Source organism: Solwaraspora sp. WMMA2056 (genome assembly GCF_030345095.1).
Taxonomy (GTDB): domain Bacteria; phylum Actinomycetota; class Actinomycetes; order Mycobacteriales; family Micromonosporaceae; genus Micromonospora_E.
Genome location: NZ_CP128360.1, coordinates 2,112,802 through 2,133,446 on the forward strand (window position 1 = coordinate 2,112,802; position 20,645 = coordinate 2,133,446).

General features: G+C 68.8%; 15 protein-coding genes. 5 read left to right on the forward strand and 10 right to left on the reverse strand.

Translation table 11 applies throughout. The features are described from left to right. Nucleotides 1-12: 12 nt before the first annotated feature. The 6 genes from O7608_RS09745 to O7608_RS09770 form a co-directional block, all read right to left on the reverse strand. Entirely contained in the window at nt 13-678 is a 666-nt protein-coding gene (locus tag O7608_RS09745; protein WP_289209626.1) for a dihydrofolate reductase family protein, read from the reverse strand. Beyond that, a complete protein-coding gene (locus O7608_RS09750; RefSeq protein ID WP_289209627.1) occupies nt 678-1,187 on the reverse strand; it encodes an SRPBCC family protein in 510 nt (169 codons plus the stop codon). Before O7608_RS09750 ends, O7608_RS09745 begins: the two co-directional genes overlap by 1 nt. A 3-nt stretch (nt 1,188-1,190) precedes the next feature. Further along, nucleotides 1,191-1,532 carry an ArsR/SmtB family transcription factor gene (locus O7608_RS09755; protein ID WP_289209628.1) on the reverse strand — a complete coding sequence of 114 codons (342 nt, stop codon included), beginning with the start codon at nt 1,530-1,532 and terminating at the stop codon, nt 1,191-1,193. A gap of 287 nt (nt 1,533-1,819) precedes the next feature. Beyond that, a complete protein-coding gene (locus O7608_RS09760; protein ID WP_289209629.1) occupies nt 1,820-3,265 on the reverse strand; it encodes an ATP-binding protein in 1,446 nt (481 codons plus the stop codon). Between the two features lie 303 nt (nt 3,266-3,568). Next, nucleotides 3,569-3,844, reverse strand: coding sequence for a hypothetical protein (locus O7608_RS09765; RefSeq protein WP_289209630.1), 276 nt, complete (start codon nt 3,842-3,844; stop codon nt 3,569-3,571). Between the two features lie 160 nt (nt 3,845-4,004). Then, nucleotides 4,005-7,145 carry a hypothetical protein gene (locus O7608_RS09770; protein WP_289209631.1) on the reverse strand — a complete coding sequence of 1,047 codons (3,141 nt, stop codon included), beginning with the start codon at nt 7,143-7,145 and terminating at the stop codon, nt 4,005-4,007. 434 nt (nt 7,146-7,579) lie between these two features. Between O7608_RS09770 and O7608_RS09775 the strand changes: the two genes are divergently transcribed. Beyond that, nucleotides 7,580-15,271, forward strand: a complete 7,692-nt coding sequence (locus O7608_RS09775; RefSeq protein WP_502959193.1) for an RHS repeat-associated core domain-containing protein — start codon at nt 7,580-7,582, stop codon at nt 15,269-15,271. A 1-nt stretch (nt 15,272) separates the two neighbouring features. Further along, a complete protein-coding gene (locus tag O7608_RS09780) occupies nt 15,273-15,530 on the forward strand; it encodes a MafI family immunity protein (RefSeq protein WP_289209632.1) in 258 nt (85 codons plus the stop codon). 200 nt (nt 15,531-15,730) lie between these two features. Here O7608_RS09780 and O7608_RS09785 read toward each other — a convergent pair whose 3' ends face one another. Together O7608_RS09785 and O7608_RS09790 are read right to left on the reverse strand one after the other, a co-directional pair. Continuing rightward, on the reverse strand, nt 15,731-15,919 hold the full coding sequence (locus tag O7608_RS09785; protein ID WP_289209633.1) for a DUF397 domain-containing protein: 189 nt from the start codon (nt 15,917-15,919) through the stop codon (nt 15,731-15,733). Nucleotides 15,920-15,945: 26 nt separating this feature from the next. Beyond that, entirely contained in the window at nt 15,946-17,313 is a 1,368-nt protein-coding gene (locus O7608_RS09790; protein ID WP_289209634.1) for an NsdA family TPR-like regulatory protein, read from the reverse strand. Between the two features lie 249 nt (nt 17,314-17,562). On the opposite strand from O7608_RS09790, the gene O7608_RS09795 reads away from it, so the two are divergent. Further along, on the forward strand, nt 17,563-17,706 hold the full coding sequence (locus tag O7608_RS09795) for a hypothetical protein (RefSeq protein WP_289209635.1): 144 nt from the start codon (nt 17,563-17,565) through the stop codon (nt 17,704-17,706). Continuing rightward, nucleotides 17,703-18,926: a helix-turn-helix domain-containing protein gene (locus tag O7608_RS09800; RefSeq protein WP_289209636.1), complete on the forward strand. Its 1,224-nt coding sequence runs from the start codon at nt 17,703-17,705 to the stop codon at nt 18,924-18,926. The genes O7608_RS09795 and O7608_RS09800 overlap by 4 nt, the downstream gene beginning before the upstream one ends. On the opposite strand, the gene O7608_RS09805 is transcribed toward O7608_RS09800, so the two are convergent. Both O7608_RS09805 and O7608_RS09810 read right to left on the reverse strand, forming a co-directional pair. Beyond that, nucleotides 18,858-19,241: a helix-turn-helix domain-containing protein gene (locus O7608_RS09805; RefSeq protein WP_289209637.1), complete on the reverse strand. Its 384-nt coding sequence runs from the start codon at nt 19,239-19,241 to the stop codon at nt 18,858-18,860. The two genes, O7608_RS09800 and O7608_RS09805, sit on opposite strands and share 69 nt — an antisense overlap. Before the next feature lie 51 nt (nt 19,242-19,292). Continuing rightward, nucleotides 19,293-19,610 (reverse strand): helix-turn-helix domain-containing protein, encoded by a 318-nt coding sequence (locus tag O7608_RS09810; protein WP_282223753.1) that lies wholly within the window; start codon nt 19,608-19,610, stop codon nt 19,293-19,295. Between the two features lie 213 nt (nt 19,611-19,823). On the opposite strand from O7608_RS09810, the gene O7608_RS09815 reads away from it, so the two are divergent. Beyond that, nucleotides 19,824-20,273, forward strand: a complete 450-nt coding sequence (locus O7608_RS09815; RefSeq protein WP_502959194.1) for a DUF4143 domain-containing protein — start codon at nt 19,824-19,826, stop codon at nt 20,271-20,273. Nucleotides 20,274-20,645: the final 372 nt, after the last annotated feature.

A 20,645-nucleotide genomic window follows, 5' to 3' on the forward strand; every position in this document is an offset into this window, starting at 1 on the left:
GGCACCGCCGCGCTACCGCCGGTGTACGGCGTAGGTCAGGTGCGTCACCCGGGTCGACGGCTCCGAACGGATCGGCTCCAGCGTGACCTTGGACGGGTCCACGCCGTCGAACAGGCGGGTGCCGGCGCCGAACAGCACGGGCGCGAGGGCGATCGAGAACTCGTCGACCAGGCCGGCGTTCACGTACTGCAGGATCGTCTCGCTGCCGCCGGCGATCCGGACGTCCCGGTCGCCGGCGGCCTCGCGGGCCTGGTCCAGCGCGCGGTGGATCCCGTCGTCGACGAAGTGAAATGTGGTGCCGCCCGGCCGCTCCCACAGGTCCCGCCTGTGGTGGGTCAGCACGAAGACCGGGGTGTGGAAGGGCGCCTCTGCCGGCCATGCCCGCTCGCCGAGGTCGAACATGCGCCGGCCCATGATGCTCGCGCCGGTGCGCGCGAACGTCTCCCGGGCGATGTCGTTGGCACGCCCTTCCTCGCCGCCGTCGCCCAGCTTCAGGTTCTCCCGAAAGAACCGCAGCGGGAACATCCACGCCTGCAGCTCCATCCACTGCGCCACCCAGTGCGCCAGTCTCGGGTCCTGCTCCCGCTGCTCGGGCGTGGCGAAGATGCCCTCCATCGACTCGGGCGCGCTGAAGCCGTCCAGCGACATGGACACGCTGACGAACACCTTGCCGGCCATCAGCGATCCTCCTGCCGCCGCTGGGCGAGCTCGGCGACGTAGGCCGCCAGGTTGCTCAGCGTCTGCTCGCCGCCCTCGATCGCGTGGTACTTCTCCACGGCCTGGTCGCGCAGCTCGCGGGTGGGGAAGACGGTACGCATCACGATCCGGGTCGCTGCACCGTCCGGCGCGAAAGCCAGGGTCGACTCGAAGGCGTTCGGATCGTCGCTGGACTCACCGTGCAGCAGCGCGATCCGCTGCGGAGGGACGATCTCGGTCCAGGTGATCCATTCGGAGTAGTCGGTCCCGTCCGGGCCGTGCATCACGAAGTCCCACCCGCCGCCGACCCGGAACTCGAAGGACCTCGTGGTGGTGCTGAACCCCGCCGGACCCCACCACTGCGACAGGTGCCGGACCTCGGTGAACGCCTCGAACACCAGCTCCGGTGGGGCGTCGATGACCCGGGAGATCACGATCTCCCGGTCGGCCGTCGGCGGCTCCGCCGGTGTTTCCCGCTCTGCTCCTGCCATCGGTCATTGCTCCTGTCGTGTCTGCTTGAGGTCCTGCACGTAGGCGTCCAACCGGTCGAAACTGCCGTTCCAGAACTGCTCGAACCTGCCGACCCACTCGTGGATCGGCCGCAGGCCGCGCGCGTCCAGGCCGTAGAGGCGCTGCTTGCCCACCTCGCGGACCCGCACCAGCCCCACCTCGCGGAGCACCCGCAGGTGCTTGGACGCCCCTGGCTGGCTCATCCCTAGCTCTTGGGCCAGGTCGGTCACCGGCCACTCGCCTGCCCGCAGCAGCGCCAGGATGTCCCGGCGCTGCGGCTCGGCGATCGCGTTGAAGACGTCCGACGTCGTCGCTGCTCGTGCCACGGCAGCCATCATATTCCCATAACGGAATGCGTCAAGCCGCCTGCGGTCGTGGTCCTCGACGATCTTGCACTTATCGAGAAGATTTATCGGGTTTGTCGGTCGATAAGTGCAAGATCGTCGTGATCTTGAGGCGCGGCGCCAGTCAGGTCACCCGTCCAGCCTCCAGGGCGCGGGAGTGCACGCCCTGGTACGTCTGCTGGTCGACGTCGAGCCGCCGTACCGGATGCTGCACCTCGCCAGGGCCGCCGCCGCGATCGCATAGCACCGCAGCTGCCTACCGCGTCTGCCTACCGCGTCGTGTCGGAGGTGTGCCGGTAGACGGTCGGACGGCCCTTACCGCCGTCCTGGGCCACGAGACCGTGATCACGTAGCCCGCGCAGCGCCTTGCGGATGTTGGGCGCGGACAGGGCTAGTGCGCCGGCAAGCTCGGCGACGGTCTTCGGGCCAGGGGCGAGCGCATCGTAGATGCGCCGCTCGGTGTTGTTGAGGCGTGGTTCTTGGGCACCTTGGGCGGAGGCGTGCAGCAGCACCGTGAACCGGATGCTCGTGTCGATGTACTGTGCCGGCGGTAGTGCTTGCGCCGCCAACTCCTGGGCGATCGTGGGGATGCCGCTGGCGAGAGCTTCGATGACTCGCCCGCCGGAACCGGTGGAGCGGACGTGCTGGCAGATGGCGACGAGCAGTCCGTTGCGGGCAGAGGTGACGGCGTCATGGCCGAGGCGATCGATGGTGATGCCGTACAGGCCCCCAGGGTTGGTCACGACGAGCCGGTCACGGCGTAGCCGAACCTCGATGGCGAAGGCTTGCGACCAGTTGTCGAGGTCGCGGTGGATCAGCGCGTTGGCGATGATCTCGCGGAATGCAAGCAACGGGTAGGCAGGCTGATCTGTGACGTTCCCGTCCGGATTGGCGACGATGGTCGTGTCGAAGGTGCGGCGAGCCCAATCGAGGGCGGCGTCCAGCATGCGCGGGATGGGGCCGGTGATCGTGACCTGGTTCCGGGCTCGCGCGGCGGGTGGATCCCCGGGTAGCGGTTCAGCGGCTGCCTGGATGACGTATCGAGGAAAGAACTGCTGTGGATGGACACCGAGGGCAAGCAGGCCGGCCACCGTAGGTTGCCCTCCAGCCACGGTCACGCCGGCGCGGCGGAGCAACTCCATGTCATCATCGAATCGCCCGAGTCCGGTTCGGTCCCGTTCGCGGACGGTCGCGAGGAACGAGCCGATCAACTCATGGTCCAGGTCGTCGACAGTGGCGCCGTCGACCGGCTGACGGTCGAACAGCGGGGGGCGTCGAGCGGCCAGGAACCCCTGGGTCTCCACGTCGGACAGCGGGAAGTCGCCGTCGTAGCCGCGAAGATATCCCGTGTTGGTGGCGGTCACCCGGCATGGCTTGGCGGACGGGTCGCACTCGTGGACATGAGCCACGACGACCGGGTGCCCGTCGACCAGCCCATCGTCGATGGAAAGGCGGACCGGCGGGGTGTAGGCGCGCGCCTTGGCGGCAAGGCCCTGCTTGAGGACCTGCGGATCCGCTAGCGGCACGGGGCGAAAGCCGGCACGCTCATCCAGGCCGAGGATTATCGTCCCGCCGCCAGGGAGGTTGGCGAGCGCGCTCAGCGATGCGGTCAGTGAGGTAGGCAGCCCCCCGCCTGCTGACTTGACCTCGATGCTCGTGGTGTCGCCACCAGCCGCGCGCAGCGCCCGAACCAGGCTATCCAAGTCTTCGACCACGCGACCAAATGTAACTCCAGCCTGGTTACATTTCAAGCATTACGGTTACATTTCGAGTTACATTTATGGGTGAGGGTGACGTGGAGGGCAGCAACTTTGCCTACGACTCTCGCGTCGACCGCCTGGGTCGGCTGCTCAGTGGGCGTCACCAAGGGCCGCGTCTCCGTACCAGGCCAGCTACTTCGACGACGGCGACATCGCCGCGACCGCCTGACCTACGCCCCGTCACCGGGTCAGGGTGGGGCGCGGTGAGGCCGATGGCGGTGGCCACCGACCGGGGTGCCGGTCGGTGGCCCTGGGCCGTCAGTTGTACATGTACAGGTAGTAGTAGCCCTGCGGCTCACCGCTGCGCCACTCGTAGCGGCAGCTGTAGTAGCGCCACACCCCGGCGGCGGTGAGGCTCTCGCCGAAGTACCGGCACGCCTCAAGGGTGTAGTAGGTGCCGAAGTGGTAGTTGTCGGGGGCCGCGTACGACGCCGCGCTGGTGGTGGGTGATGCGGCCTGGGCCGGAGCCGCGGCGCCCACCAGCAGGGCTCCGCTGACGCAGGCGAGAGCGAGGGCGGTGCGCAAGGTACGCATGGGCCTTCTCCTCGGGGTAGGAAGCACTTCCGCCTAAAAATAGTTGTCCTTCGATCAACTTTCGGCGCTCCCCAGAAAGGTTTCCGGCATCCGGGTAACCCCTCGAACCTGTCGACAGCGCGCCAACTCCGCCCCATCGGCGCGGATCAGTCCGCCAGGATCAGCCGAGACCCTTCACGCCCGGATAGACCGTGTTGGAGAGGACCTGTACGTTGGTCCCCGCGTTGGTGGTGGAGGGGTGGTAGACCCGCAGCTGTCCGTCCGATGTCCACCGGGCCCACATGTCGGGGATGCCGTCGCCGTTGAAGTCGGGCGTGCCGACGACCAGGTCGACGCTCGCAGCCGACCAGCCGGTGCCGTAGGAGACATCGCCGTTGCGGGAGGCCGCCGCCGTCTTCAACGAGTTCAGGTCGACGCTGCCGACGACGGTGCCGGGCCGGCCGTGCCGGATGTTCATGATGCCGTTGTCCAGGTCCCGCCAGAGCAGGTCGGGGGTGCCGTCCCGGTCGATGTCGGCCACGTTGACGATCTCCCGTCGGGCCCAGGCGGTGCCCTCCATCAGGGTCGCCTGTTGGAAGCTCGCCCCGGTGTAGCCGCTCAACGTCCAGAACGCGGTGCCGGCGCGCAGCACCAGATCGGGGTGCCTGTCGCCGGTGATGTCACCGACTGCCTTGAGCTGGGTCCAGGTGGCCGGGGACGGTACGCCGGGCGGCAACTGCACGCGGATTCGGTCGTCGACGTTGAAGCTGCCGTACCCGTCGCCGGGGTAGAGCCAGAAGCCGCCGTCGGGGGTGCGGGCGAACAGGTCGGTCACTCCGTCGCCGGGGAATGCGTCACCGTGTTTGGTGATCAGCGCGGCCCGGCCGCTCGCCGGGTCGAACCAGTGCCCGACCGGGTTGAGCTGGTTGCCGGCGCGGTAGGAGGCCGGCAGGGATTCGTACAGGGCGCCGCCGGTGTCGCCGGGGTAGGTCCGCAGATTGCCGTCGGCGTCGATGACCGTCAGGTCTGGCTGTCCGTCGCCGCCGGTGTCGCCCGGTCCGTCGGCGACGTCACGCGGCGGTACGTAGAACGTGTGGTCGGTACGTGCGCTGCGGTTGCCGGCGGCGTCGTAGGCGTACACCTGCAGGGTCGTCGGCCCGGAGTGTCGTGGCCGCAGGGCCGGGACGGTCGCGGTGCCGGCGGTGGCGTCGACGTAGGTCGTCTCCAGGCCGCCGAGTGCGTAGCTGAACCGGGCGGCGTCGGCTGCCGTGAACGTCACCGCTCCGGTCTGGCCGAACTTCACGCTCGCCCAGGTGGCGGCGTCGGGCGTGGCGGCGGGGAAGTCGTCGCTGACGACGACGGGTGCCGGCGGGGCCGAGGCGTCGATGACGACCCGGCACAGGGGGCTGCCGGGTGGGAACCAGGTGGACACCTCACCGTCGGTGTCCTCGGACCGGACGTCCCAGGTGTAGGTGGCTCGATCCTCCAGTGTGGTGGCAGGGATGGTGAGGCTGGCCCTGCCGTTGCTGAGACTGGTGACGAGCGTTCCGGGCGGTGCGGTGGTGCCTTCCTTCCAGAATCGGAACCGCAGGCCGCGCAGGTTGCCGTCGGCGTCGCTGCCAGTGGCGGCCAGCACGAGGTTGGTCCGGCCGACCACGGTGGGCGGTGCGGGGCTGGGCGCGCACGCGCCGCCGGGTGAGACCGTACCGTTGGTCGGCTCGGCCGGCGGGCGGTTGAACACCACGGTCAGCTCGGTGGCGCTGACCCGGAACTTGCGCCAGGTCAGGGTGTCCGACTCGGAGGTGGCCTGCATCCCGAAAGTGACATTCGACCACCCGCTGTCGGCGGCACGCCGAGCGGCGTGAAGGGCGTTGAAGCCGACGTACGCGTCGGCGCACTGGTTGCCGTATCCGTGGGCGAATGATCGCCGCTGCTGTTCGGTGACCCAGGCCGGTTGATGGTTCCAGGTGGTGCCCGACGAGATGGCACCGGCCAGCCACAGCTGCATTTCGCGGGCTTCGCAGGACCAGGAGTGGACGTTGAGCACCCGGAACGTGGCGGAGCTGACCGTGGCGCCCTTGATCCGGGTGTCGAAGGCCATCCGCCAGAAGCTGCGAGTCCACAGCGGGGTGTCCTCTTCGTAGCCGACCCGGGCTTCGGTGGTGCCGTTGTTGAAGTTGGTGCCGTTCCAGGTGTTGGTGTTCGGGTGCTGGTGATAGACGGTCGCCCAGGCCTGGGTGGTGCTGCGCATCGTCGGGTCGAGGAAGATCGGGAAGCGTACGTCCGGGTTGTCGAGCAGGCCGGTGGCGGCGGCGTCCAGTCGCAGTTGGGCGTCGCCGGTGCCGTCACCGTCGAGGCTGCTGGGCATCGGGGCGACAGCGGCGCCGGGTTCGGCGCCGCTGAGCCCGGACAGGCGCAGGACGTCCGCGGTGGTGGCCACGGAGGTACGCGTGGGCGCGTCGGGAGCTTCGTCGTCGCGGCCGGAGGAGTCCCAGGCGAACGGGGTGGGGATGGAGCTGATCTCGGTGCCGCCGGCCCCGTCGAGGACGGAGACTCCGCCGGTGACGGGGTCGTGCCGGAACACGGCGGTGGTCGACCGCAGCCCGTAGCTGAGCTGCTGGACGGCTGCCGAGGCGGCGGCCTGCGGCGTCTTGACGATCAGCAGCTGTCCGAAGCCGCCGTCGTCGCGGACGACGATCAGCAGGTCGACGCCGGGCAGCACCTCCGGGTAGAGGGCGCGGGGGCCGTCGAGGACGGGCTCGGGCAGTGGGCCGGGCCAGGTGTACGCGACGGTGTGCCCGTCGATGTCCAGCTCGGCGAGCACACTGTGGACGGTAGGCGGGGCGGTGTCGGGCTGGTATCGGGCGGGGGCGTACCGGGCGGCGGGGCCGCCGCTGGAGAAGCGGACCGGCGTCGCGGGGTTGACCGGCCGTACGCCGAGACCGTTTTCCGCGGCGGCGACCTGGGTCAGGTCGGTGTCGATGGGGGCCCACTGCCCGGACGCGTCCTGCGCCCGTTGCGGGATGGAGTGCGTGGTGGTGCGGAGCTGTCCGTCGGGTCGCGCCCAGGTCTGTGCGGTGGCGGTGGTGTCGGTGTCGATCAGCACCTCTTCGCCGGTGCGTCGTGCCTCGTCGAAGGCGGCGGCTTCGTCGCGGGGGGCGGCGGGTGCGGCCTCGGCGGGCTGCTGCGGCGCGGACCGGTCGAGGGCGGGCACGATCCACGGCAGGGTGGTGGCGACGAGTGCGGCCGAGATCAGCGCCACCGTCACGGTGAGCCGGGTACGGGTGCGCACGAATGGACTGATCAGGCGAGACGCGGTCACTGCGAGCTACTCCCGTGGGACCCGGCGGGCAGGGGGCACTGTGGACGCCACTGCGCCCGGTCGTCAGCTGCGGTGCAGAAGCCCGGTCACGATCGCACGACTCGTGCCGCCGGGTCATGCATCAATGTCGTTATAAATCTGTTATATACGACAGCTGTCGATGTCGTAGCTGCCGGCTTTCTGGTCGTACGTCGCTTTTGTCGATAACAACTGATCCAAATATTGGGATTGGTGCATTTGATCGGTTTCCCACCAGATCGACGGCACTCGGCCGGCATTGACCCGTGACCGAGCTCACTTCGGGTCCGATCGGGACTCCACAATGTCACTTGAGTGTCGGATCAAACTGACGCACAGTGCTCACGACCGTGCCACGCCCGGCGTGTGCTCTCGCGGTCCGTCCGCATTCTCTTCACGCCTGGGAGTCGACGCGCATGCGTGGAACCGGTCCACTGTCCTGGCAGCAGGGCGACCGAGCAGCCCGTACCGGACGGGGTCGCACCATCCGGCAGCGCGCCCGCCGCGCCACCCTGCTGCTGCTCACGGTCGTCATGACCGTGACGGTGCTGCCCGCCCAGGCGTGGGGCGTGCCCGGCCCCGGGATGAGCCGCGAAGGACTGCAGGTCGAGCTCCCCGACCTGCCGCAGACCCCGCAGATCGGCCAGGACGAGTCCGCCGAGTCCGATCTGACCACCGCCGACGAGGTGCCGGTGGTGCCGTACGAGCCGGTGGCGGTCACCCCCTGGACCTCCGGCGACGGCACAGTGGACCTGACCGGCGTGGCGCCCGGCGAGACGTTGCCGGTCGACGACCTGCCGGTGGCGCTCGGCGTACCGGAAGATGGTGATCCGGCGGCACTCGCCGGCAGCTGGGCCGTCGGCCTCGCCGCCCCCGAAGCGTCCCAGGCCGCCGGCGTGGCCGGCCTGATCATGAAGATCACCCCGCCGGCGTCCGCCGACCCGGCCGCCGAGGTGGCGCTCACCGTCGACTACACCACCTTCGCCGACCTGTACGGGCCGCAGGCCGCCGACCGGTTCGGCTTCCTGCTGCTGCCCGACTGCGTCTACGACGACCCCGACGGCGGCGACTGCGCCACCGCCACCGCCACCGGCGGCGTCGGCGAACGCGCCGGCGCGCAGGCCGGCGGCTCCGGAGTCACCGACACCGGCGAGATCACCCCGATCGCCAGCCAGGTCGCGGTGGAGTCGACCCGACGGGTGGTCAGCGGCACCGTACCGGTCGGCGCGCTGCTCGCCGCGTCGTCGGACGCCGGCCGGTCCGCCGCCTCGTCCACCTCGTCGAGCGTGGTCGGTGTGCTCGACACCGGCGCGTCGGCCGCCGGTGACTACACCGCCACCCCGCTGCTCTCCTCCGGATCCTGGGCCGCCGGCTCGTCCTCCGGCGCGTTCACCTACGGCTACCAGATCGAGGTGCCGGAGGCGACCGGCGGACTGATGCCGCAGGTCAACCTCTCGTACTCGTCGCAGTCGGTGGACGGGCGGACCTCGGCCACCAACAACCAGGCCTCCTGGATCGGCGACGGCTGGGACTACGCCGCCGGCTCGATCACCCGCAGCTACGCCAACTGCCGGCAGGACTCGACGAAGGCCGGATCCAACAACGCCAGCCACCGCACCGGGGACCTCTGCTGGGGGTCGAACAACGCCACCCTGTCACTCGGCGGCATGACCACCGAACTGGTGTGGGACGGCGGCACCTGGACCACCGCCAACGGCGACGGCTCCCGCGTCGAACTGCTCACCGACACCGGGCTGGCCAACGGCGACGCCGACGGCGAGTACTGGGTGGTCACCACCCGCGACGGCACCCGGCACTGGTTCGGCCGGCACCGGCTGCCCGGCTGGTCCACCGGAGACCCGGTCACCAACTCGGTGCTGACCGTGCCGGTGTACGGCAACCACGCCGGCGAGCCCTGCTACCAGGCCGGCAACTGGGCCGGGTCGGCCTGCACCCAGGCGTGGCGCTGGTCGCTCGATTACGTCGAGGACCTGCACGGCAACGCGATGAGCCTGTGGTGGGCCAAGGAGACCAACTACTACGCCCGCAACTTCAACTTCAAGGACCCGGTCCGCTACGACCGCAGCGGCTACCTGACTCGGATCGACTACGGCCAACGCGCCGACAGCATGTACTCGGCCGCGCCGCTGGCCCGGGTCGCCTTCACCGTCGCCGAACGCTGCTTCGCCGAAGGCGCACTGACCTGCACCGACGCCAACTTCGCCAGCACCAACCCGAACAACTACCGGATCTGGTACGACACACCCGCCGACCTGCACTGCACCGCCGGGCAGAAATGCTGGAACTCGTCCCCGGCGTTCTTCACCCGCAAACGCCTCGACCGGATCACCACCTCGGCTCAGCGCCAGTCCGGCTCCACCGCCCTGCAGACCGTCGACGAGTACAAGCTCAAGCAGTCGTTCCCGATCCTGCGGACCGGGCTGAACACCGCCCTGTGGCTGGAGTCGGTCACCCGTACCGGACACGGCCGTAACGGCGCCGGCACGATCGCGCTCAACGCCGTCCGGTTCGAGGCCCACCCCGACGACATGCCCAACCGGGTCCGCCGCGACGACCGGCCCAACTTCTCCCGGCTGCGCATCGGCCGCGTCATCAACGAGTACGGCGGCGAAACGATCGTCACGTACAAGCAGCCGACCGGGGCCTGCGCCACCGGCACCGGCCTGCCCGGCAAGAACGACACCGCCGCGTTGAAAGCCAACACCCGGCTCTGCTACCCGTCGTTCTGGCACCCCGACCCAGCCGTCGAGGACATCGACTGGTTCCACAAGTACGTCGTCGACACCGTCGAGGAACTACCCGCGATCGACGGCGCGTTCCCCACCGTCACCCGGTACTCCTACGCCGACGCCGGCTGGAAACTCGCCGAGCAGGAGTTCACCAAGAAGTCCACCCGCACGTACTCGCAGTTCGCCGGCTTCGCCAAGGTCACCGTCGTCACCGGCGACGACGACCCGGCCATCGGCAGCGCCCGGACCAAGTCGGTGACCCGCTACTTCCGGGGCATGGGTGACAGCGTCTCCGTCCGCGACATCGACGGCACCGTCATCGCCGCCGACGCCGAACCGTTCGCCGGCCGCATCGCCGAGGAACTCACCTACACCAGCGCCGCCGACGCCGACACCGCCTGGCTGACCCGCAGCGTCACCGTACCGGCCGCCACCGAACTGGCCCGCCGCGACCGCGACGACGGGCTCAGCCCACTGCGCGCCTGGCGGGTCACCGAACCCCGGCAGATCACCTACACCCGCTCCTCCGGCACCGGCGACGACACCCGCACCCAACGGGTCGTCGAAACCCGCACCACCTACGAGACGGAGTACGGACTGCCGACCCGGGTCGAGTCGCGCGGCGACACCGGCCGCACCGGCGACGAGTCCTGCACCAACTTCGGCTACGTCCACCGGACGGACAAGCACGTCATCGGCCTGACCCGGCAGGTGCGGACCAGCCCCACCCTCTGCGCCGACGCCAACTTCGACGACCTCACGACGCTGAGCGCGGCCAGCCGGGTCGGCTACGACAACCAGGCGTACGGCGTCGCCCTGACCGCCTCGACCCGGGCGCTGGTCACCAGCTCCTGGTCGCTGAAGGCCGATGGCAGCGGATACCAGCCCGACGGCAGCGTCGCCTTCGACGCGACGGGTCGGGTCGTCTCCCGCACCGGCCCGGACGGAAAGACCTCGACGACCACGTTCGAACCGGCCACCGGGCAGGCGTACCGGGTGACCGAACGCAACTCGCTGGGCCACAGCCAGACCGTCGAGGTCGACCCCGGCCGGGGCGTCGCCGTCCGCAGCACCGACCCGAACGGCCACGTCAGCCAGGCCACGTACGACCCGCTGGGTCGCCTCGTCGAAGCCTGGGCCCCCGGACGGACCCCGACCGCCGGCGCCGTCCCCGACTTCAGCGCCGAATACCACCTGCCGGTCGGCAAACCGCCGTACGTGGTCACCCGCAGCCGCGGCCACGAGAACCGGGTCGAAACCGCCGTCACCCTCTACGACGGACTCGGCCGGGAACGGCAGAGCCAGCAGGAAGCCGTCGGCGGCGGCCGGCTCATCAGCGACACCCTCTACAACACCTCCGGTGAGATCTGGCAGACCAACAACGCCTACTACGCCGACGGCGCACCGAGCGGCCGACTGTTCACCCCGCTCGCCGACACCACGGTGCCGAACGCCACCCGCTACACCTACGACGGCCTCGGCCGGGTACTCACCGAGATGCCGGTGCTGCGCGGCACCGACGCACCCGAACGGGCCACCCGCTACGAGTACGGCACCGACCACTCCACCGTGATCAACCCGGCCGGCGCGCCGTCGTACCGGGTCTGGTCCGACGCCATCGGCCGCACCACCCGGGTCGACACCTTCACCGACGCCGCCCGCACCGCGTTCACCACCATGCGGTACGAGCACGACGCCCGTGGCCAACTCGCCCGCGCGTACCACTCGGAAGCCCTTGACCACCCGTGGACCTGGTCCTACGACCAGCGGGGCCGGTTGACCACCGCGAACGACCCGGACACCGGCACCACCACCATCGGGTACGACCACCGCGACCGACCGCTCACCACCACCAACGCCCGCGAGGTCACCGTCTGGAACGGGTACGACGAACTGTCCCGGCCGGTGGCGCAGCGACTCGACGGGCCGGCCGGCACCCTGCTGGCCGAGTTCGGCTACGACACCGCGCCGGGCGGAACCGGGCTGCCGGCGACGGCGACCCGCTACACCGACGGGTTGGCGTACACGCAGCAGATCGGCGGCTACACCGACGACTACCAGCCGACGTCGACGACGTTGACGCTGCCACAGGAGATCGCCGAGACCTGGGGGCTGGCCCGGTCGTACACGTACTCGTACTCCTACACCGACACCGGTCTGACGGCGTCGGTGCGGATGCCGGCGGTGGGCCGGTTGCCGGCCGAGGAGGTCCTGGTCCGCTACACCGCCGACGGGCTACCGCTGTCGGTGTCCGGTCAGGACTGGTACGGCGCGGAGACGGTCTACTCGCCGTACGGGCAGGTGCTGCGGTCGACGCTGGGCGCGCAGCCGTACCGGGTGTGGACCACGGCGTCGTACGACGACGCCAGCGGCGCGCTGCTCGACCAGCGGGTGTTCCGGGAGCAGACCGGTGATCAGGCGGTCGTGCCCGGGAACCTGGTGTCGCAGCGGTCGTACGGTTACGACGCGGCGGGGAACGTCACCGCGGTCCGGGAGCACGCGGCGGGGATCGCGGAGCGGCAGTGTTTCAGCTACGACGGGGTGGGTCAGCTGACCCGGGCGTGGACGTCGGCCGATCAGACCTCGTGCGCGGCGGCTCCGTCGGCCGCGACGGTGGCGTCCGGTGCGGACGGGGCCGGCTACTGGCAGGAATACGAGTACGACCTGCTCGGTAACCGGACCCGGCTGGTCGAGAAGGATCTGACCGGTGACGTCGCGAAGGACGCGACCAGCACCTACACGTACGGGAAGCTGGACGGTTCGCAGCCGCGCACGTTGACGTCGGTCCGTAAGCAGTATGTGACGCTGTCGGGTGCGCAGGTGACGGCCGAGGCGAAGCGGCTGTACGAGGCGACCGGTGAGACGAAGTCGGTGTCGTCGCTGCAGACCGGCGACGCCCAGACGTTGTCGTGGACGTGGGACGGGCAGGTCGAGCGGATCGCCGGGCAGGGTCAGGGCGGTAAGACCGCCTGGGTGGGTCCGGCGGGGCACTGTCTGGATCTGGCGTACGGGTTGGCGGTGCCGGGGCAGCGGATCCAGTTGCATTCGTGTAACCGGACCCCGCCGCAGCGGTGGGCGTTCACCGTGGCCCCGGGTCAGGTGGACGCGGATCTGGGGTCGATGCGGGTCTACGACGACTGGTGTCTGCAGCCGGTCGGGACCACTGCCGGGTCGCTTGTGCAGTTGCAGCGCTGTGACGACGGTGCCGGGCAGCGGTGGATCCGTACCGGTGTCGGTCAGCTGCGGCATGCGGTGTCGGGGTTGTGTCTGGCGACCCTGGGTGGGGCGACGGCGAACTCGACCCCGATCGTCCTCGCCACCTGTGACGCTGGCGCGACAGCGCAGTTGTGGTCGGCGCAGGACGAGACCCGGCACATCTACGGCCCGGACGGGGCCCGGCTGCTGACGGTGCAGGACGCTCAGGCGACCCTGCACCTGGGCGACGCCCTGCTGACGGTGGCACGTGGCGGGGTCAACGTGACCAGCCAACGCACGTACCCGGCTCCGGGTGGGGCGGTGATGCGTTACGCCTACGGCACCAGCCCGGCCGCGTTGGCCGCGGTCGCCTCGGATCATCAGGGCAGCCCGTACGCGGAGGTCAACCAGTCCACGGGTATGCCGGTGCGGATCGTCAAACGCGACCCGTACGGCAACGAACGCGCCACCACACCCCTCGCGGTGAATCTGCAGACCCATACCGGGTTCCTCGGCGCGACCCGCGACGACTCCTCCGGCTACACGCCGCTCGGGGCGCGGCTGTACGACCCGGAGGTGGGTCGGTTCCTGTCCGCCGACCCGGTCCTGGACCTGGCCGACCCGGCCCAGGCCAACGGCTACACCTACGCCCACAACAACCCCGTCACCCACTCCGACCCGACCGGCCTGTCGATCAGCCTCACCGCCTCCGAACGCGCGGCTGCGCTGGCCGGGGTGGGTCTGTCCGCCGCGCAGGTCTCCCAGGCCCGATCGGCCGCCGGCCGGACCATGACCTCGGTCATCCTGTCGGTGGCGTGGGACGTGTTGAAGGAGTTCATCGGCCTCGACGCCGCGCTGGGCTGCTTTGGCGGCAGCGTCTGGTCCTGCGTCGACCTGGTCACCGAGTTCATCCCCGCCTTTAAGATGTTCAAAGCGTTCGGCCGGATCGTCAAAGCCGTCGAACGCACCTTCTCCGCGATCAAAGCCTGGCAGAAAGCCAAAGCCGCCGCCCAGGCCGTCCTCAAAGCGGCCCGCGCCGCCGAAACCGCCGCGTTGAACGCGAAGAAAGCCGCCGCCGAACGCGCCAAACGCGCCGCCCAGGCCCTCGCGAAGAAGGCTGCCGACAAGGCCAACACCACCAGCAACAAAGCCGTCAACGCGTCCAAGAAGACCGGCAACCCCGTCCAGAAACAGGCACAAGCCAAAACCAACCCCAAAGCCTCCAGCAGTGGCGGTGGCCGAGCCAGCGGCGGCGGTAAGAACACCTCCAAACCCGGCGGCACCACCGGCGCCAGCTCACGCTCCAACGGCGGATCCAGCGGCGGAGGCGGTGGCGGTGGCGGCAGGTCCGGAGGCGGTGGCTCCTGCGAGGACCCCGCCAACAGCTTCACCCCCGGCACCAAGGTCCTGATGGCCGACGGCACCACCACACCCATCGAGGACGTCAAGCCCGGTGACGAGGTCATCGCCACCGACCCCGAAACCGGCGAAACCGAGGTGGAGACCGTCACCGCCACCATCACCGGCGACGGCGTCAAACACCTCGTCAAGATCACCATCGACACCGACGGCCACCACGGCCCGGAGACCGCCGAGATTACCGCCACCGACGGTCACCCCTTCTGGGTCCCCGAGCTGGGCGAGTGGATCGACGCCGTCGACCTGCAACCCGGCCAATGGCTCCACACCAGCTCCGGCACCTGGGTCCAGATCACCGCCATCCAACGCTGGACCACCCCACGCGCCGTCGTCCACAACCTCACCATCAGCCACGTCCACACGTACCATGTACTCGCCGGCAACGTGCCGGTGTTGGTCCACAACTGCGGCGGCCCTGGTCGGGATCTAATTGATGGCGATGCCCAATATCACATCATTTCTGGCAACCGTACTGGCGGCGGACATAAGTGGCCGGGACAGCCGGGCAAGACAGTTTTCCCGGAGTCTTGGGATACCGACAAGATTCTGGAAAGCGTCGCTGATATTGCTACGAATCCATCCAGTACTTGGACTTGGCAGAAGGGCGCGCATGGATCGCTGTATACCAAGAAGGGCGAGCTGTCGCGAGTCAAGATCGAGGGCGTCTATGATGGGGTGAATATACGGGTGATCTTCGAACCGGCTACGGACCGAATCATCACGGGCTTCCCGATTGGGCGATGACATGGACTTCAGGCAGGCGCAAGCGGACATTTTAGCCTTGTTGGACGATTCTCCTATCGTGTCGAGTGATGTCAGGGGCGACGTGCGGGAGTTGGTGCAGGTCGGGGAAATAGGGCTGGCGTTCGATACCCTTTGCTCCTGGCTATTCGAGGACTCCCTTGCTATATCGCGGTCATTTTATGAACGCCTCAGAGTGGTTGCGAACTACTTGGAGGAGCTCGCTGCCTTGGAGAGGCTCGACGAGCTTATAGTTGACTGAATGGTTCCGCCGACATGTAGTTGAGATTCATCTCGGATGAACCGGGTGGTGTCGTGTCGGTTGCCACCCGGTTTATCGACCTTCAGATCGGCGCATGCCGCCTCCCGACTCAGCAGTCATCATCGGCTGTGACTGACGCACAGCTGGTGCGCTCGTGGTGGTCCGTGTGGAGAGCCGCCACGAGCAGGGGGAGTCAGGGATTACGGGCGGGCGCCGTCGGACTTGAGGGTGGTGGTGAAGGTGGTCCAAGTGGCGGGGGCGAAGGTCAGCATCCCGGCGGCGGGGGCTTTGGAGTCGCGTACGTCGATCTGGGTGCCCCGGTCGCGGACCTCGACGCACCGGCCGTTGCTGCCGGACCGGCTCGACGTGCGCCAAGTGTTACGTTCCATTCTCGCTCCCTCGTCCGATGTCGTACTCATGTGACGATGAGCTCTTTGGCGTCGGTGCAGAAGCGGCGGACGGCGGGGGTGCGTCGGTACGGTCCGAGTGCGCTGACGAGGTTGCGTACGTGTTTGATGCATCTGGCGGAGGTGACCTGGCCGGTGAGGGTCTGGACGGCCTGGTCGCCGAGGGCGAGTGCCTTGTCCAGCTCGGGTTGGTCCTGTCGGACGTAGGTGGTGGCGAGCAGGGCGTTGCGCAGCGCGCCTTCGCGGCTGTACTCGTTGTCCTGCAGCCGCAGCGCTGCCCGGAGGTGTTCGCGGGCGCGGGTCCAGTCTTCGAGTTTGACGTAGCAGTAGCCGGCTTGGGCGTGGGCCTGGGCTTCGTTGATCCAGTACGCCCAGTCGGGGTCGCCGTGTTCCGGGCGTTCGTCGGTGAGCCGGTCGAACGCGCTGTCCAGCGCACGCCGGGTGTCGGCCACGGCGTGGTTGTTGGCGTACGCCTCAGCGGCACGCAGGTCGAGGATCGTTCCGACTTTCGGGCTGGTGGCGGGGTAGCTGGCCCGCGCGGTCTCGGCGAGGGTGACCGACTGCCGGAGCTGGCCGAGGTCTTTGGCCTGGCAGGACATGAAGCCGAGGATGTTCGCACCGAGGCCACGGTCACCGGCGGCGTGGGCCTGGTAGAGGCCTGCGATCCAGAACCGTTGCGCCTGGCTGTGGTTTCCGTCGTCGAACGACAGCCAGCCGGCGAGGCGCATCAGCTCACCGGCGGTGCCGTGCAGCCGCCGACCGACCGAGTCGGTGTAGCGGCGCTCGCGTAGCACCTCGACCACGGTCGCCAGGTGCTGACGGACCAGGCCGAGTGTCTGGCCGCTGCCGAGGTGGTCGTCCATCCGCCGCAGGCTCGCGGTGACGGTGTCCAGGTGGTCGACGACCTCACCGGACAGCGGCCGGCCGGTCGTCGAGGCGACGTCCGACGGCTGTAGGGCGATGATCCACTCGTGCGCCGGCGACGTCAGCGCGGAACCGAGCAGAGCGAGGAACATCCGTCGGTGCGTCATTGTCTCAGGTTCGTTCACGACCATGGCCGCCTGCAAGGCCCCGGCAGATGTCCACGGTAGTTCCAGACCGGCGGACGCTGGCGCGGCGTCGAAGCCGTCATCGGGCCAGCCCAGCTCATCGAGGGTGACCGTCCGCTGCACCTGCTCGGACAGCAATGCGACGGTCAGCGACGGCCACGGGCTACGCGGCACCTCGCCCTTCTTCCACTTGTACGGCGTCTTGAGGTGCAGCCGCTCCGCACGTCCGTGCCGCTCGGCGCACTCGTTCAGCCGCCGGGCAAGCTGCTCAGGCTGCCAGCCCGCCTCGGCCAACAACCGGGTGATCCCGTCCCCGCTGGCTGCCACCGCATCGACCCTTCACCCGTAGTGGTCGCTCCCACGCACAGTAGCGAACCTGGTGTCCGGCGGGCTGCCCCGACACTGATCCGCACCGATACGCACCACGCGCACCCCCTCCCGCCACCACCCGGCTGAGGTCAACTGGGCACATCGGATTCCGGCGGTGACCCGAATCCGAAACCGGTGAACCGGGTCGGCGGGTCGGAGCGCGGCAACGCTCCGACCCGCCGGCCTCGCCAGAAGGTGAGAGTGCTCGTGATCGCCAGACTGTTGCCGATCGTGTTCGCCGGACTGATGCCCGGCTTCCTCCTCGGCCTGTTCACATTCCGGGTCAAGTCCCGGTGGTGCCCGCGCTGCGGCGAAACCACCGAGGCCATCTACCGCAGCCTGCACCAATGACCACCGCGCCCGGCCGCCACCGCATCACCGAACTACCGATCGGCCGGCGGATCGCCCAACTCCGCGCCCGACGTGGCCTCACCCAACAGGTATTCGCCGACCGCATCGGCAAATCCCACTCGTGGGTCGACAAGGTCGAACGCGGCATCCGCTCCCTCGACCGCATCTCCGTCGTCCACACCATCGCCGCCGTCCTCGGCGTCACCCCCGAGGTCATCCTCGGCCCCGCCACCAGCCGACCCGAACCCGCCACCAACACCACGGCCGCCACCGTCGAACACCTCCGCGCCGCCCTCGCCCGCTACGACACCCCCACCCCCGACCGACCGTCACCGTCCGCCGCCGACCTGCGCCACCACATCCAGTACGCCTGGACCGCCTACCAACACGCCCACTACCCGCAACTACTCCGCACACTGCCCGACCTGCTCACCCACACCCGCCACACCACCACCAACAACGCCCCCGACGCCGCCCACCTGCAAACCCGGGTCTACCGGCTCACCGCCCACCTGCTCACCAAACTCGACGAACCCCACCTCGCCTGGCTCGCCGCCGACCGCGCCATCACCACCGCCGCAGGCCACCCCCGGCACATCGCCGCAGCCGCGATCGCCCTCGCCCAGGTGCTCCGCGCCCTGCATCGGAGTACCCTCGCGACACAGGCCGCGCTCACCGCCGTACCGCTGATCGACCCGGCCACCACCGACCACCCGACATCGGACGACCACGCCCTCGCCGGCACCCTGCTGATCGAAGCCGCCCTCGCCGCCGCCACCGGCAACGACCCCACCACCGCCCACCACTACGCACACCGTGCCGCCCAGCTTGCCGCCACCCGCCCTGGCGGCAACGACGCCACCACCACCGCCGGCTTCGGGCCCACCGCCGTCGAACTTGCCCGAGCCCACATCGCCACCATCCTCGGCGACCCGCACCAGGCCATCACCCACCACCAATACGCCACCGCAAGCCACGGCTGGCGGGAACTACCCGCCGAACACCGCGCCGCCCACCTGATCGACATCACCCGCGCCTACCTCGACACCGGCAACCCCACCGCCGCCACTCACGCCATCATCGCCGCCGACCAGACCGCCCCCGCCGAAACCCGCACCCGACCCACCGCCCACACCATCATCACCACCCTCCTACGGGCCGGTCCCACCCCCGACCTGACCCGCCTCGCCACCACCATCGGCCTCACCCCACGACCCTGACCAGCCGGCAGCCTTGCTACGCGGCGGCGTCGCGGGCTCGAAACCGACCTTCAGGCTCACCTCCAGCGCTGTCGCCAGCCGCTCCAGCACCACGAGTGTCGGCACGGTTCCGCCAGCCTCGAACCGGGCCACCGCAGACTGCGTCATCCCCGACGCCGTGGCCAACTGCGTCTGACTCCAACCACGACGCTCACGCAACTCACGCACCGAACGACCGAGCTCGAACGCCAACCGCGCCGCCTCGTACGCCTCAGCGGCTCCCGGCTCAGCCAGCCGCCGCTCCCGCATCGCGGCCCAACCGCCACCCTCACCCATGACTAGATCCAACGCCGTTGCAGCCTGAAGCTTCCGGGCGGGGAGCGCAGGTCAGGCGATCGCGGCGATGTCGCCGTCGTCGAAGTAGATGGCCTGGTGCAGTCGGCCACCGAGCGCGGCGGCGTAGCGAGCCACCACATCCTGCCCGGAGATCTTGCCCTGCTCGATCTGGGAAACCCGGCCCTTGGTGACGCCCATCCGGTCAGCGACCTGCTGCTGAGTCAGACCTCGGGCTTTGCGTACCTCGGCGAGGCGGTGCCCGACGACGGTGGCCAGCAACTCCCGCTTGCCGGCCTCGACCGCCTCCTCACCGCCGGCCCGCTCGACATAGGCACTCCGGACGTCGCTCCAACGCGTGTAGCCCATCACGGTTTCCCCTCCTGCTGGGCGCGTTCCTTCAGGTAGATCTCGTAGCGGTGTTCGGCCAGTGGGATGGCTTCGGTGTACCACTCGTTCCGCATTTCAGCTTTCAGCTACGCCGACTGCAGGAGCTCGACTCCTGTGAGCGCTCGAGATTTGGTAGCTAGGCTGCTCGGATCTTGGTATTTCGACCGACTCCCTGCTTGGGGTACGACGCTACGCGTGCGAGCCGCAGCATCACCGAAGGTGCATGTCGTCGACACGGGAGTGGCCGCCCGGCTTATACGAGTCTCTCCCGCCAAACTCGCCACCCTCGACCCGACCGCATTGACGGAGTTCGGGCACCTCCTCGAAAGTTTCGTCGTCGGCGAGCTTCGCAAGCAGGCCTCCTGGCTTGACGAATACGAAACTACGGGGCACTGGCGTACCGATGAAGGCGACGAGGTCGACTACGTCATCGAGTTCGACGACGGCAGGGTCCTTGCGTTCGAAGTCAAGGCGAACGAACGCGTCGCGGGCGCAGACCTCAAAGGCCTCCGAGCGCTACGGGACGCGCTCGGCGATAGATTCATCACCGGTGTGGCGTTCAGCACGGGACTGCGCACGTTCACCTACGAAGACCGCATTCACGTCATGCCCGTCGACCGACTCTGGACACCCGTCAGAGGCTAACATCGGCCTTTCATCAAGGGGGAATCGGGCCGGCCCCGCCCCCGATCAGCGCCACCGACCTACAGGCCTGGCAATGGCTCCAGACAAGCTCTGGCATATGTGAACGAATCAACGCAAACTACCGCGCGGACCGTCCTCCACGTCGTCGTCCACGATCGCACCATCGGCCGCGTCCTAACGTACCGTGTAGTAGCTGGCAGTCTGTAAAGAGTCATGTTGAAGGGCATGCGGCTGCCCTAATGAGGTAGATTGAATTTTGGGTGCCGAGCTGTATATCAAAAGAGTGCTGTGCTGTTTGCGTAATTGCTGTGCGGCGATCTTTCCGTAAGTGATTCCGGAAGATGTAACCCTTTGCATGTACGGGGCAAAATG